Origin of the sequence: Klebsiella grimontii (assembly GCF_042137965.1) — a bacterium.
In the GTDB taxonomy this organism is placed as follows: domain Bacteria; phylum Pseudomonadota; class Gammaproteobacteria; order Enterobacterales; family Enterobacteriaceae; genus Klebsiella; species Klebsiella grimontii.
On sequence record NZ_CP169721.1, the window covers coordinates 3,164,464 to 3,178,819 of the forward strand.

A 14,356-nucleotide genomic window follows, 5' to 3' on the forward strand; every position below is an offset into this window, starting at 1 on the left:
TCAGGCAACCTTTGCTGCGGCAAATGAACTGATCAATGTGCAACCACAGGCACATTTGTGACCGTGAAATGCCACCGGGATACCATGATCAAGATAATCAGGATTGCCTTCTATGATGGTTGTAGGGCCATGTCCCGGAACCGGGCATGACACTTTGTCGCCTTTACGGGCAACACCAATACCGCCGAATTTCATTGTTTCGGAAGCGGTCAACACCGAACCACCGTAGGTTGTTTTATCGCCTTTACGGATAATCTGGAGCATTAATAAAGATCTCTATCAGTTAATATTTGTCCGTGGATGAAAGTAATTGGCAGTCGAACCTATTTAGTGTCATACTCTTCTCCATTCCAGCGTAAAATATATTTAGGACCACAAAAAATATCTTTCAACCCTTTGTGCATATTTTTTGAAACCCCAATAGATGTACACATATATGCTGCATCTATTGATTTTCCATCGTGCATCGTGATTTGGAATGTCAAAGTAGGAGAATTGTCGAGATTTGACATACAATCCGATTGATTACAGGTACCTGGCGGCGTTGAACTCACAAAAGTATATTCGATGATATCTTTTTTACCGTCACCATTTAAGTCTGTTATCACGCGCCCTGTTTGCCCATCAACAAATCCAGAACTCTTAAGTTTATTTGCTGTGACTAACATATCTACATCATTACTTTGAGAGCAATGAGCATATGTTGTTGACGCCATTAAAATCAATGCAGTCAAAGAGTATTTTATTTGTTCTTTCATTATTACCCGGCCTCAGGAATACCTTGCTTATAATTTACGCGTATATTTTCCGCAATTTCATTTTTAGTGATTTTACCATCGTTGTTTCTGTCATGATAAAGATTTTTGCTATACAGATCACCATTGCTTTCTTGGTAAACAATATCATTGGGACCAAGTTTTATTGTTTTTGGACTGAATATAGAATAATAGACATCTTCAAGTGTCCACTTGTCAGTTGAAACACCAACATTGTTCGCCTGCATTTTGAAGTATTTTTCAACGTAATCCATTTGCTCAACGTGATCCATCTTTCTAAGTTTTGCAGTAGTTGTGCCCAACTCGTCTGCTGTGCTTTTCATGAATTGTATTAAACCGGTTGCTGAAGAGCCTGGATTTTTTATGTCGGTTCTAAAGGTTTTTCCTGTCTCAAGTGCTATACAAGCCATGATATAATTTGGGTCAATGCTTAGATTTCTTGATACACTCAATAGCTTCGTTCTAAATGCTTCTGCTTTAGTTATTCCAAATTTCTCTGTGAATTTTTTCATCCATATTATTTTATCTCGTTTAATAAACGCCCCTAAAAATACGATTGGATGCATATGCCAAAGCTCGGGGCCCAGTTTTTCAGTCGTAACATCCTGCATCCATGCCATTTTGTCGAGAAAATCTTCGCTGTACTTCTTCCATTCCGGTGCTTCTTTCTTCAGCGCATTCAGGAACGGTTGCCAGATAGCATCGTCTTTTTTGAAGTACCAGTCGCTGGGATGTTTTACGATAGTTTTCTGAATAACTTCACGATAGTCGGGGTTATGAAGTGCTCTCCAGTACTCCATTGGAGAATAACGGTCGCTTCCACTGTCAATTTTATCCAGCAGGCGCTGATAATTATGCTTAACCAGGGCATGACTGGTTCGCGTATCACCGGTCGCAGCCTCATAGAGCGAGTTGATAAGGCTGCGGAAGAATCCAACAGGCTGGTTTTTTCCATCCAGGTAATCAAAACTGGTAGGCTCTGAGGTTTCAGTTCTGAAGCCTAGCTTCGCCAGATCATACTGTGACAGAAGTTGAGGCTCCGCCTGGCCTTTGAGCACATAGGCATTTTCCGGCCGCAGCTGCCAGTATTCTTGCTTTGTTGAGTTATCAGTTTCAGTTGTGACCTTACTCAACGGTAGAATGCCTATCCGCGTTGTCGACGTCGAGCCCTTTGCGAAGGTGCCCTTCGCAACATCTTTTGTGAAAAGAGCAAGGCCAGGAGAATACTTCAACCAGAGCGGGTTTTTCTCCCCCACTTTTTCTGGGTTGGTCAGGAACTTCTCCAGATTATCATCCATGCTCGTGCATTCGATATGTACCTGGTATCGTGCCTCATAACCACCGTCTTTTGGTGCCTGATAGTAGCCCATGTGGCCAATCGGGTCACCGGCCTTAATAGCAAATGGAGAACTGAGACTTACTATCTTATCAAATACCATGACTTCCTTTGCGGGAGGAAGCAAATGCTGCCACCAGCCTGGACCGGCCCCCGGCGCTGGCTTAATATTGTTGTTATCCACAACAACCCAATAGCGCTGACCAAGTGTGAGGGTACTGCTGGTTTCTTCTGGTAATCCTTTTAGTGTCACAAGGCCATATTTTCGCTTGTTATTTCCTGTGGCGTTAAGATTACTGTCTGCTGGGTCCCACTCCACTCTTGCCCCTTTAGGCATGTGTCCGGAAATTTGTGGAGAAGTTTTATCTGAAATCAGTTTCGCCGTCAGCCCATCCATTTTAGAATATGCTCTTAGAGTATCCTGAATGACCCACTGATTTTCTGCTTCAGCTTCATAAGCTGAATACGGCGCAAGATGCATATACAGGGTGTAGAAATGCAGCCTGCTGGATTCTTTCTCCCCCGGTTGAATAAAGTGTTTAACCAGAACAAACGAACCGGAAAAGCTCAGTGGGCCGGACTCCCATGCAAGCATCAGATAATCCTTGCAGACACGATAAGCAACCACTTCGCCGTCAGCCATGCATCGCACAGCCTGCTCACCTTTAAAGGGAACCGGGAAATCTAATGCTTCAAGAGGAGACTTGCCACTAAGAGCACACCACGGGGTCGTTGCTTCCGTGATATGGATCCCGCCATGCCACATTCCACTCCGACCAATAGCGTACTGTCCGGTTGACTCCCCGCTGAGGTGCGAAAGGATATCTTCCTGACTACCAAACTCAGTTCCACGGTTGTTAGAGGGGATCGGCCATACGATATTTATTTTCCCCTTTGTAAAGGCTGTACTTTTATTTTCAGCTGTTGTTCCTGCATAGCGATAAAGTTTATATGCGACACTATTTTCCCTGTACGCTGGGCCTGGATAAAATCCACGGTCCTGTACAAAGTCAGACACCCATTTGGCTCCATCGAACATGGTCATATGGCCATCGGTGTGCTTTCCCACGGCCTGGATGATAGCTACATCACCGGCTTGTTGTCCTGAGATGGAATAAACGCCACCACTAATTACCGTTGTTACGCCTTCAACAGGTTTGAAATTATTCTCAACCAACCAAGGCCCGTAATCTTTTGCTGAGTTAATGCCTGAATTTTTTGCCGAAAGCCCACCAGAAACCAATGCCACTTTTACATAATGCGCACATCTGGACTTTCCGTATTTAAGCTTTTTATCTTTGCCGCTATCAAAGTTCTTTTTGTTAATAGCAGCAATGGCCGCAGCATTTGATTTTAATGTGCTCAGAGCAGTGGTTTGATTGAACATTGTCTCTCTCCTTTAGTTCTCGTTGCAATGACCTGTTTTTCTGGATATGAACTTCACCGAATTCATTAGCCATTTGTCATTCTTGAGAACAAGGCCGATATCATATTTTGATTCACTATCAGCATGTCCAAGCGTTAACTCAGCTGCAACCTTGTTACTGCTCACGGAAGATGTTTTAACCTCGATTTGATTAACCCAGTCAGGACATATTTCCTGAGCGTTGAGAAAATAATCAGCCCCAGTATCATTGTCACTGTTAAGTTGCTGAAGGTGTTGTGTCGTATAGCTATCAATTGCCTTCTGGCTTTTCTCTGCACCACTCCCCACATCAGGGTCGTTCCACGCGGTGAGATAGTCAGAGTAAAATTTTTTAACAACGAATTCTGGACTTTTCGCATCGAGTATCGGGCTGTTATTTTCTCCAAAACTGAAGTTTGAAAATATCGCGAAAACAAAAGTCAATAACAGCAATAAATTTTTGAGCGTTGATTTCATAGTCTAAGTTCCCTGTTCACTATTTTTGTATCAGTCATTGAATGACTTACTGCTGATCTTATTTTCCTGGGTAATGTCCGTCAGGCTGAAATTGGGTGTTTCGTTGGGGAGATTTGCGCCCGATCCTGGTACCAGATAGTCCGACGTTTTCATAATGAACTCACCTGATGAACCATGCTCAATACCGTTCTTACTCAGCCTCAGGTAAGATCCGCCACCGTTCAGCGTCAGCGTTTCCGGGGTGCTGATAATAATTTCGTCTTCACTACTGGTCACCGTCAGCTGCTTTTCAGAAAACAGGGCCATCGTGTTGTGCTGAGCCTGAATCTCGATGTCTCCCTGGTTGGCAACCAGCTTCGCCCCGTCTTTATGCACAAACAGACCGAGCGCTTTTTCAACGCTCACAGACAGATTTTTCATCACACCGATATCAAGATGCTGGCCTGCATTGATCATGGTATTGCGGGTACTGCTGAGCTGAAGATGTTCACCTGAGGTCAGTGCCACCCCCTGCGGCGCGCTACCCAGCAGGACCGAAGACTGGAGGTCCCTGATTTTGTCGGTCACAAAATTTATCTGGGTATTGATGTCAGAGACCAGGGATCCGGCGGCTTCAGCGGCGCTATTCAGGGCCTGCATCTGGCTGTTGGCCTGGTTAATCTGGTTAATCGCAGGCGCCATTTCCAGCACCGGGCCCTGAGCTTTGGACTGAGCATCCGCTGTCAGGAACAGTCCTTTTGCCGCACGTACAGCGCCATGCTCATCCGTTCGCAGTTCAAAACCGACCCCGCGCTTTTCACGCTGGCTGTTGACCAGGTGTCCCAGGTTCAGTTGCGTTTTGCCGTATTCGGTCGCGAGCTTGATATGCTCTTCCTGGCGCTTATCCTCCATACGCAGCTTATTGTTCGCCGGAGTGCGCCACACGTTCCGTGTATGATTGTCACTGGTGACAGGGTCCGGATGCTCTGAATCATGCAGGGCATAAGCGATGTAGGGGCGATCCGGGTCTCCGCCGTCGAATACAACGGCCACTTCCGTTCCGTCGATAAGCGGTGAGTGGAATCCGTACGTATCTCCGGCATAGGGTTTCGCCAGCCGCAGCCACACACAGGCATAGCCCTGTTCAGCACTGTTGCGGTCAAAATCCAGCTTCACCCGGTAACGCCCGTCCGGATCGAGCCAGGAATAGGTGTCGCCTTTCTGTGTGCTTTCCACCCGGGCAGGCAGCGAGCCGGATATCACCGGGCGATTGAGCAATGCCGGACGCCAGCAGACAGTTTCGCTGTAGGGGATACCCTCAAACGTCAGCGTAAAGCTACTTTTGCGTGAACCGCGAGTGCGCACCGTGGTGATGACGATGCCTTCCCTGACGGCATCGGGTAACGTGCCGTCCGTTTCCAGTACCTGACCCGGAGCCAGATGAGGGCTGGAGGAATGCCCGCTGACGCAATACTGCCCGTTCAGAATGCGTTCGTGACGCAGACGGGCGAAGTATGCCCCGGTCTCCGGGCTTTCAGCGTCACCTGCCGTCAGGAAGGGTTCAGCATAATGGTACGTTTCTCCGGTGGTGATCCCTTCCTTGCTGAAAATGCTCTCGGCACTGTCCTGAGGTTGTAGCGCTTCACGGTAGTTGTAGTCCCGGGTAGACACACTTCCGCTCACCACGTTATATGCGGTCTGAATACCCCAGATGCTCTCCTGCCCGCTGTCACTCATCCCGGCCGGGTTGCGTAATGGGAGCGTGACGCCAAATTCATACTGCTGCTGGCTGTCCTGGAAAATCACCACGTCCTGTTCAAGACGGCTGTCCATTTCATAGCGCCAGTAAATGCCAACCTCGGCCAGCAGGCGCTGGATAAACTCAAGGTCCGTTTCCCGCCACTGGGTGATGAGCTCCCGGGATGGATATTCCCGGGAGAGCCGGAACTCAAAATCGGGGCCTTCCAGACCGTGCTTACGCAGTACCTGTTCAACCACTTCCGTTACCGACTGGTTAAGGTAGATCCCGCTCCCTTTCGTATAGCCCAGAAGGGCAATACGGGGAACGATCGTCAGTGCGTAATGGATCTCATCATTCGAGGTGGACACGCGGCGAAAGGACTCCACCACGCCGAATACCGTCCTGACCGGCAGCGCCGGTGTTCCGTCAAACACTGGGATCTGGAAAGTGAATGACGCGGGCTTCAGCAGTAACGTGTCGCAGGCAATATCCGCAGAGGAGCAGGTGACCGCCACGTCATACCGCCAGGGCTGACTGAGGGATTCAACGGCGTTGTAACGCAATACATCCAGGAAATGGCTGCAGTCATGCACATCAACCCGGTAGCGCGATAGGCCCAGGGCTTCATCCATGGCCTTATGTACCAGACTGCTTAAACTTTCAATCATGGTTCCTCTCCCTGCAGCATACTACTGATCGTCAATTAATTACCGCCACCCAAAATAGTGATTCGCTCATTAGTCATTTTTGTCTGGCAGTTAAAGATATTTACCTTCGTAGCAATATCTGCGGTATTGCCCGTTGCATCACTAATTTTCCCGCATTTCACTGCTTTGTCTTTCACCCATGCCAACTGGGAGGATTTCATCGAAGCACGTATAGAATCAGGCATATTTTTCCACAGGATATTTAACTCGGTATCTGCTTCGTTATATTCATTTTGTGCAACCTTGATTTTTATGTCATTATTTTTGTCAATGAGTTCATTTTTGTTAACAGATGACAATGTAATAAAATACAGCTCAGAGGAAGCACTGTCTTTCATGAGATCTGTTACAGAAATATCTTTTTTATCATCTGAGAGTTTCAGGTTATAGCTATAATCCTTCCATATAACAGCGTTGTTATAAAAAGATTCTTGTCCCGACTGGAGACGAGCAATTTGCTCCGGGATAGCATGAATGACATCAATACTTTCCTGCGGTAATAATATACTTACCTTAGCTTTACACGATACTTCCGTAGGGCTGGTGTTACCGATCGTAGACGCCCCCTTAACATCAACTGTAATGCTGTTCATCTTTTCTGAATAGACATTAACCGGCTTATTTAAAAGTATCTTTGCATTTTGGATGGAATCATGCTGAAGCATTTCTGATGCCCCATCTCTTATGTACTGCTGTAGCGCTTTAACAGCATCATCTCGACCACATTTGAATTCATCAGATGAACTAAAGAATCCAGCATATGAATTGGCAGCGCAGGTAAATGTGATAAGAGCCGTAATATATTTCATAAACTTCATTGTTAGGGTTCCTTTTATTAGTTGTAGCGGCAACATACGTTGCAAAATGAATACGTTAGGATCGCTTTATGATCTTTCTATTCCAAACTCCAGTACGATTCCTTCTTCCTCATCCCAACTGAGCATCACGGAGTGTGGTTTTTGTTTTGCCGCCATATGGCTTAATAACTGCTGGCTCAGAACCGGCAGGATCTGCTGGTTAAGCAGGCTGTCCACGTTGCGGGCACCGGTATCCGGCAGCAAACACGCCTTCGTCAGCGTGTCGATGAGACTTTCTCCAGTGTGAGTGGAAATACCGTAGTGGCGTTGCAGACGCATGCTCACCTGTGCCAGCTTCATGCCGACGATGGTGCGCATGGCATCCATTGCCAGCGAGCGGTATATCACCGTCTGGAAGCGAGCCAGCAGCGCTGGCTGGAAATGATCGCGCAGGATCGGGCGTAACAACTCATGCAGATCGCTCTCAGTGGCTTCTGGTTGCTCTTCCAGTAACTGCATCAGCGGGTCACTTCCCAGGTTGGACGTCATCAGGATCACGGTATTGCGGAAATCAATTTCACGCCCTTCCCCGTCCCGCATAAAGCCCCGGTCAAAGACCTGATAAAACAGGTTCATCACATCCCGGTGAGCCTTCTCCACTTCATCGAGCAGCACTACGCTGTATGGCCGCTTACGGACTGCCTCGGTGAGAATGCCGCCCTGACCATATCCGACATAGCCCGGAGGTGAGCCTTTCAACTGCGAGACCGTGTGCGGCTCCTGGTATTCAGACAGGTTGATGGTAATGAGCGATTTCTCACCACCATACATAACGTCAGCAAGTGCCAGCGCTGTTTCGGTTTTGCCCACTCCGCTTGGCCCCACCAGTAAAAATACACCCTGCGGTCCGTTCTCCGGCGTCAGACCGGTTTTTGACGCTCGCAGTCGTTGGGCTATGGCATTCAGAGCTGAATGTTGGCCGACAACACGGGTTGCCAGCTGCTCTTCCAGCGTCAGTAATTCGGTTTGCTCATCCTTCATCAGGGACGAGAGGGGAACCCCTGTCCAGTCGGCGATAACGGTCGCAACGGTGCGGACATCAACATCCAGACCCAGTAATGGGCTGTTATTTTGTACCTGCGCCAGCTCCTGCTGGAAGGCGGAGATCTCCTTCTGGCGGCTGATATCTTCACGGCAGGCTTTCAGCGAGTCGGTGAGCTGCTTTTCGGTCTCATATTGTGACTGAAGGGCAGTTTTCTGCTGGTTGAGATCCAGAGTAAGGTGCTCGATCTGAGGCAGACGGCTGGCATCAACAGCGTTACCCAGGGAGATATCTTCCAGCAACTCCTGCTGCTCCATGGCCAGCGCAGTCAGCCGGGCCTGCAACCGGGTAAGCTGTTCTGGCTGCATGTCCAGACTCATCCGCACCCGGGCCGCAGCGGTATCCAGTAAGTCCACCGCTTTATCAGGCAACTGGCGCCCTGTCAGGTAGCGGCGAGATAGCGTCACCGCTGCCCGGACGGCCTCACCGGTAATGTGTACGCCATGATGTTCGGCATAGCGGGATTTAAGACCGCGCAGCATCAGGCAGGCCGTGTCATCATCGGGCTCATCAACCTTAACCATCTGGAAGCGGCGCTCCAGGGCAGCGTCACGTTCGAAATATTGCTTGTATTCACTCCAGGTAGTGGCCGCTATGGTACGCAATTCGCCACGCGCCAGCGCCGGTTTCAGCAGGTTAGCCGCATCTGCCCCGCCCGCCTGATTACCCGCCCCGATAATGGTGTGCGCTTCATCAATAAACAGCAGCACCGGCACCGGGGATTGCTGGACGGCGTCGATGATATTTTTCAGACGCTGTTCAAATTCACCCTTTACACCGGCGCCCGCCTGCAGCAAACCCAGATCCAGTGTCCTGACGATGACAGGCTTAAGACTTTCGGGCACATTCCCCTCGGCAATACGTAGCGCCAGGCCTTCAACCAGGGCCGTTTTGCCCACGCCTGGCTCACCCACCAGAATGGGGTTGTTCTTCCGGCGTCTTGAGAGAATGTCCACCATCTGGCGGATTTCGTTATCGCGGCCAAAGACCGGGTCAATCTTTCCTTCCCGGGCACGGGCGGTCACATCAACCGTAAAACGATTGAGAATGGACTCCACCTGTGAAACGGCAGGCTGCGCAATTCCACCCTCAGCATGCTTTTGGGCTTCATGTTGTAATGGCGGCGCCCGGCCAATAATGGAGGCATTGCCAGCCTGCTCGCTGAGCGCAACGTCATGCCGCTCATCCGACTGGGCTTCCAGTAAGGGGCGTAACCTCTCCAGCTGGCTGGTGGTCAGAGTCATCAAAGGCCAGAGGCCATCGCAGCGCGTCAGCTCTGACGTTTCAATCATGGCCGTAAGCAAATGTATGCTGCGGATCTGCTCATCTCCGACGAGCGTGGCGGCAAGCCATGCCTGTTTCAGCAGCGTCTGAAGGGACGCAGAGAGCTCTGGTCGGGTGCGAACTGAACGAGGCTGTACATCCAGCCAGCTCAGGAGTGACTGCCAGACGGCATCCATGTCCCATTCATAGCGGCGAGCGAGAACGGTCAGATCACCTTCTCCCTGCTCCAGCAACTTTAACAACCAGTGCTCTGGCGTAATTTCTGCATGTGCACGGGTCTGACATAAAGAAGCCGCCCCCTCCAGTGCTCTGGCGCAATAAGGGTTAAGTCGTCGTAGCAGGACTGCTGAATGATGTTCCATGTCGTTCCCTCTTGTTCAAGCACGCTACCGCCCCTGGCCGTCAACCGATGCCCATAAGGTTCATGCCGATAAATTGTGAGACTGCTCTGCAAAGCGTCCGTCTGACAGGCGCTGTGCGGAGCAAAACAAAAATGGCGGACAGAAAGGAGTCTGTCCGCCAGGGTCTTACGCCGTGGTACGTTCGTTCCAGGAATCGGAATGAATGATGTTGCCGTCTTTGTAGGTCCAGGTGATTTTTTCGTAGCGCAGCTCGATCTGCTCAAGGTGGTTATGCTTCTCGAAGGAGGCATCCTTGATGTCGTGCATTTTCGGTGCGACTTTCACCACCTTGACGTTTTCCAGTTTGGTGTTGAAATACTCAACTTCCTGACCGGCGTCGTTGATTTTGTACCACTTGAATTCAGCAGACTTCAGGGTCTGGCCGGTGGTCACCGCTTTGTACAGATACGGGCTGGAAGAGTCGATTTCTTTGGTAAACAGGAACGGCGTGTGAATACGGGTTCCAGTCAGTTTGCCAGTGTTGTTATCCGTCGGGATATACAGGGTGTGTTCCTGAGCAACAACTTCGATACTTCCTTCGCGATCTTTCACATCTACGGAACCTTTGATGTCAGCGCCGCCGTCGTCTTTCAGCCACAGATAAACTGGGATTGCCATGTTTACTTCTCCATTTCTTGAGTTGAAACGTCACGTACATCCTGTGACGCGTGCTTTGCGCCTGGCAGACGACAGGCGTCAGCCTGCGGTACCAGGCTGATCTCGACACGCCGGTTATGCGCGCGGCCATCAGGCGTATCGTTTGATGCAATCGGTCGGCTGTCACCGTAACCCTGCACGGCAAAGCAACTTTCCGGTACGTCTCCGGTATCACGCATCCAGTTACGGACGGCCTCCGCTCGTTGCAAAGACAGAGTCTGATTGAGTTGTATGCTGCCGGTATTGTCTGTGTGGCCGCTGACCACGATCAGCCAGCCTGGCTTGGCTTTGATCCCCACCAGTGCGTTGACGAGTATTTTGGTTGAGCCGTCTTTGAGTGCCGATTTGCCGGAATCAAACAGCGACATGCTGTCGAGTCGTACAATTTTCGCTACCGGTTTCGGTTTAGGGGCGGGGGGTGGTGTCCAGGTATCGATAGCCTGCTGCAAGGCCAGCCACAGGCGTTGCCCCGGGTAATAACCCAGGCTGTAACGTAAAGGCTCTCCCTGACGCTGCCAGCGTTCAAGCAGGAGCGCATCCTGTTTCAGCGCGGCCAGTGATTCCGCTTTAGGCCGGTAATGATCCATGGGAATGGCGTTCCAGCGCTGTAAATCGGCACTGACATGACGGATAAGGTAACGATTATTGAGCGCGGAGATGCCCAACGCCGTCAGAATGCACAGCCACATCAGCAGAACCAGACGACGGGTACGCTGGCCCCCCTGTACCATCGACGCAAACGGTGCCAGAAGGGGCAGAACCGCATCCGGGAAAAAAACTGTCGGGATTGAATGCCCGGGGTCTCGGGAAAACTGTAAACAGGTGCGGGAATAGAGCCAGTCGGACCAGACGGACTGAGTCTCAGGATTGACTACACCCAGGCGCATTGCAACGGAAAATGCGCGTACAGGTGGCGTAAACCGATCAGGTTTCTCCAGCTCATTTGTCAACGTATTACGGATAAAGGAGAATGCCTGACTAACCGCCGGCAGCGCCAGGATATTGTCTTCCGCCTGCTGCCAGTCAATGAACGCCTGCGGTGAATCATTAACCGGACACACAATCGACTTGTCACCCCGAACGATTATCCACGGCGTTTCAGGCCCGGAAAATTCGGCACTCAACACAACCGGCAGTGTGAAACCCGTCAGGGATTTAATCTGTTTACATTGCTGGCGGAGCGTTTTCAGCGCGGAACGAAGAACGGCCTCATCCTGATGATGGTCTGGCAGGCAGCGGTACATCACCGAGAGCTGACCGACCTGGCGCGGGAACTGCGTCTGTATGCTGCGGACAACGTCAGTTAACCGGCTGACGTCATCGGTCCGTAGCCACCATCCCTGCGCTGTTTTACGCAGAGGGCTTCCCTGAAACAGCGCATCCAGCATGTCACCACACACCAGTACAACGGGGACATGGGTGTCGAGTAATGGCAGTTCAGCAGCCGGGAGGGTCGCGTCGGATGCTTGCTCCTCACGCCGACAGCTTTTAAAAACATACCAGCCTGCCAGAAGGAGAATCAGCAGAGTGGTCAGGCCTTTAAAAACGTTACCTGTCGGGATGAAATACCACAGCAACCACAGCAACGTGGCAACGGCTGCTAAAGTGTGTAGGGCTACCGGAATGATGACTGATCTACGCATTAGCCATGCAGCTCCGGTATTTGTGCTGACAACAGAGCCTGAAGCCACAGATGGCCCCCCCACCAAATACCCCCGGTAAGAATGACGGCTAGCGCTATCCAGAACCAGACTGAGCGCATCAGGCTCCAGCGATGTTTCCCCGGCCGGTGAACAACCAGAGACAGGCCTGCATCAGGCGGAGAAACCCGCTCGGAAAGGGCTTTCACTACCTCATCCCGCTGCGACTGGCTGACCGCCTTCAGGCTGTATAATCCTTGAAAGCCCAGCGCTATCACACGGTGATAGCAGGTTAAAACTGCCGGGTTCGGTGAGGGCTGACGCAGAACCTCGGCAATGCAATCCCATAACGCTTCACCTGCCCGAAGTGAGCCAAAAAAACGGGCCTGAAGCGGAGCTTTACGCCAGGCCATTTGGCCTTCATCAACTTTCGGCTCCTCTCCTTCTTCGCTTTTTCCGGGCTTACGGCTCATCACCGTTTCGTCCAGCAAGGCACATTGCGCGTAGGAAATATGCTCCACGCTGGCGTCGTCATAACCGGCACGCTCCAGCGCTTCCCGCACACTTTCCACCTGTTTAACGCATTTGTTGTAAAGCGCAGGGCCATTAAGCGTGACGGCGCCTTTTTTAAGCATGGTGACGGTGAGCCAGGTCTCCGTCATCAGTTGGTCGATATCGATATCCTGTCTCATGAGCGCAATACCGCAAACAGTTCAAGTTCCAGAGCGCCAAGTAACTCAGGCACATAGAACATACATACCCCCTGCTCCTGCATTTCATGCGCAGCAGGGCTTTCCATATCAAGTGCGAAGTACTGGTTTTCCATGCGTACAGGCAACGCAGCCGGGACCCTGCTCACAGGGATCAAAGGGATCCCCTTGAGCGCCGCACCATAGATCTCGCTGACATCATCAGGAGATCCCGCCTGACAGAGCGCAGGGAATTTCTCGGCAACCTGCCAGGCCGAGATATCCGAGCGCACAGAGAGATAGAGGTCGGCCTCTTCACGCAGACGGATATCGTGAAGGTTGGCCTTCCAGGTCTGTCCATCCGGGCGGGACATTTCCAGAGCAATAACCCGGGATGGCAGACTGGCCTCCAGCAAACCCGTTATCAGATCAAACAGCGGAGGAAACGTATTACCCGGTTCCTCGTGGTCATAAGCCGGTATGGCGTCAAGATCATGGTCCAGGGAAAAGGTCAGCATACTGCCTGCCAGACGAGCGAGCTCCGCCCACACCTGTTCAGGTGGACGGCCAGGAAAACGTTCGTATTCCGTCAGCACCCTGGCGTGAGAATTCAGTGCATTCAGCAACCAGAAAAGAGAAACATCGGCGACGGCAAAATCGGCGAGCCTTTCGTTGCTTTCACGACGCATCGTCATCAGACGCTGGCGTCGAGATCGTAACTGGCGATTGAGCAACACCAGACGTTCGCGAAGGACCGGGTTTGCCCCAAATGACGCCACTGGAGGAATAAAAGACGGATCCTGTCGCCACGCATTTTGCCCATCCCGGATCAGCCTTGCTACCGGGCACACTTTCCATGAATCATTGCTTTCATGGGCAAACCGGATGGTGAAATTAAATCGGGCAACTGCCATGGATTCGTCTTCAGAGCCAAAGGCATCCTGTAACGTCACCCACTCTTCACGATAGCGAAGCGGCCGGTCTGAATTGACGCCTTCCTGTTCAACGTTGCTCACACCTGGCTGCATGTGAGGCAGGGCGATGACGACGGTTACCGCATCAAGACCTGCCAATTGGCTGGCATCTAACTCACGCGGCGCCGGAGGCAGATCGCTCCTTTGCGCATCAATAAGAGTTCCATCTTCCAGCCAGAGGCGTAACTGCGTAATCTGGATCAGCCCGGACGAAAGAAGACTGTCATTAAACTCAATCTTTTCCACACCCCAGGGGAATGGGGATGCCAGCGCTAATGCGCCGGCAGTGCGAAAAGACTCCCATTCAGCCTGCTGCTGGAACTGTTGAGGAGACAGTAAAGCCCCCTCATTCCACAGTGGACGATAAATTTTCATCCCTGATTTCCCTCGC

The 14,356-nt window shown here is 51.0% G+C and carries 11 protein-coding genes; all 11 read right to left on the reverse strand.

What is annotated here, in order from left to right; all coding sequences use genetic code 11:
* Positions 1-264, reverse strand: coding sequence for a PAAR domain-containing protein (locus ACE3MN_RS14930; protein ID WP_075210835.1), 264 nt, complete (start codon positions 262-264; stop codon positions 1-3).
* 59 nt (positions 265-323) lie between these two features.
* Complete coding sequence (locus tag ACE3MN_RS14935; protein ID WP_139157162.1) at positions 324-758, reverse strand: hypothetical protein; 435 nt, start codon at positions 756-758, stop codon at positions 324-326.
* Between the two features lie 2 nt (positions 759-760).
* On the reverse strand, positions 761-3,499 hold the full coding sequence (locus tag ACE3MN_RS14940) for a hypothetical protein (RefSeq protein ID WP_224357254.1): 2,739 nt from the start codon (positions 3,497-3,499) through the stop codon (positions 761-763).
* Positions 3,500-3,511: 12 nt separating this feature from the next.
* Complete coding sequence (locus ACE3MN_RS14945; RefSeq protein ID WP_102650167.1) at positions 3,512-3,994, reverse strand: DUF3828 domain-containing protein; 483 nt, start codon at positions 3,992-3,994, stop codon at positions 3,512-3,514.
* 30 nt (positions 3,995-4,024) lie between these two features.
* Positions 4,025-6,382, reverse strand: coding sequence for a type VI secretion system Vgr family protein (locus tag ACE3MN_RS14950; protein WP_375364086.1), 2,358 nt, complete (start codon positions 6,380-6,382; stop codon positions 4,025-4,027).
* Positions 6,383-6,417: 35 nt separating this feature from the next.
* A complete protein-coding gene (locus ACE3MN_RS14955; RefSeq protein ID WP_160183604.1) occupies positions 6,418-7,239 on the reverse strand; it encodes a lysozyme inhibitor LprI family protein in 822 nt (273 codons plus the stop codon).
* A 66-nt stretch (positions 7,240-7,305) separates the two neighbouring features.
* Positions 7,306-9,966 carry a type VI secretion system ATPase TssH gene (gene tssH / locus ACE3MN_RS14960; RefSeq protein WP_102650165.1) on the reverse strand — a complete coding sequence of 887 codons (2,661 nt, stop codon included), beginning with the start codon at positions 9,964-9,966 and terminating at the stop codon, positions 7,306-7,308.
* Between the two features lie 165 nt (positions 9,967-10,131).
* Entirely contained in the window at positions 10,132-10,623 is a 492-nt protein-coding gene (locus ACE3MN_RS14965) for an Hcp family type VI secretion system effector (protein ID WP_049130593.1), read from the reverse strand.
* 2 nt (positions 10,624-10,625) lie between these two features.
* The gene (locus ACE3MN_RS14970) at positions 10,626-12,305 is read right to left on the reverse strand and encodes an OmpA family protein (RefSeq protein ID WP_049130594.1); all 1,680 of its coding nucleotides are present in this window, start codon (positions 12,303-12,305) and stop codon (positions 10,626-10,628) included.
* Positions 12,305-12,994 (reverse strand): type VI secretion system protein TssL, short form, encoded by a 690-nt coding sequence (tssL, locus tag ACE3MN_RS14975; protein WP_049130595.1) that lies wholly within the window; start codon positions 12,992-12,994, stop codon positions 12,305-12,307. The genes ACE3MN_RS14970 and tssL overlap by 1 nt, the downstream gene beginning before the upstream one ends.
* Positions 12,991-14,340, reverse strand: coding sequence for a type VI secretion system baseplate subunit TssK (tssK, locus tag ACE3MN_RS14980; RefSeq protein ID WP_049130596.1), 1,350 nt, complete (start codon positions 14,338-14,340; stop codon positions 12,991-12,993). Before tssK ends, tssL begins: the two co-directional genes overlap by 4 nt.
* Positions 14,341-14,356 lie beyond the last annotated feature (16 nt).

What these genes read in the sequence shown, in the direction of transcription:
- ACE3MN_RS14955 (WP_160183604.1), bottom strand. Translation starts at nt 7,239, where the DNA reads ATGAAGTTTATGAAATATATTACGGCTCTTATCACATTTACCTGCGCT.
- ACE3MN_RS14940 (WP_224357254.1), bottom strand. Translation starts at nt 3,499, where the DNA reads ATGTTCAATCAAACCACTGCTCTGAGCACATTAAAATCAAATGCTGCG.
- ACE3MN_RS14950 (WP_375364086.1), bottom strand. Translation starts at nt 6,382, where the DNA reads ATGATTGAAAGTTTAAGCAGTCTGGTACATAAGGCCATGGATGAAGCC.
- tssH (WP_102650165.1), bottom strand. Translation starts at nt 9,966, where the DNA reads ATGGAACATCATTCAGCAGTCCTGCTACGACGACTTAACCCTTATTGC.
- ACE3MN_RS14945 (WP_102650167.1), bottom strand. Translation starts at nt 3,994, where the DNA reads ATGAAATCAACGCTCAAAAATTTATTGCTGTTATTGACTTTTGTTTTC.
- ACE3MN_RS14970 (WP_049130594.1), bottom strand. Translation starts at nt 12,305, where the DNA reads ATGCGTAGATCAGTCATCATTCCGGTAGCCCTACACACTTTAGCAGCC.
- tssK (WP_049130596.1), bottom strand. Translation starts at nt 14,340, where the DNA reads ATGAAAATTTATCGTCCACTGTGGAATGAGGGGGCTTTACTGTCTCCT.
- ACE3MN_RS14935 (WP_139157162.1), bottom strand. Translation starts at nt 758, where the DNA reads ATGAAAGAACAAATAAAATACTCTTTGACTGCATTGATTTTAATGGCG.
- ACE3MN_RS14930 (WP_075210835.1), bottom strand. Translation starts at nt 264, where the DNA reads ATGCTCCAGATTATCCGTAAAGGCGATAAAACAACCTACGGTGGTTCG.
- ACE3MN_RS14965 (WP_049130593.1), bottom strand. Translation starts at nt 10,623, where the DNA reads ATGGCAATCCCAGTTTATCTGTGGCTGAAAGACGACGGCGGCGCTGAC.
- tssL (WP_049130595.1), bottom strand. Translation starts at nt 12,994, where the DNA reads ATGAGACAGGATATCGATATCGACCAACTGATGACGGAGACCTGGCTC.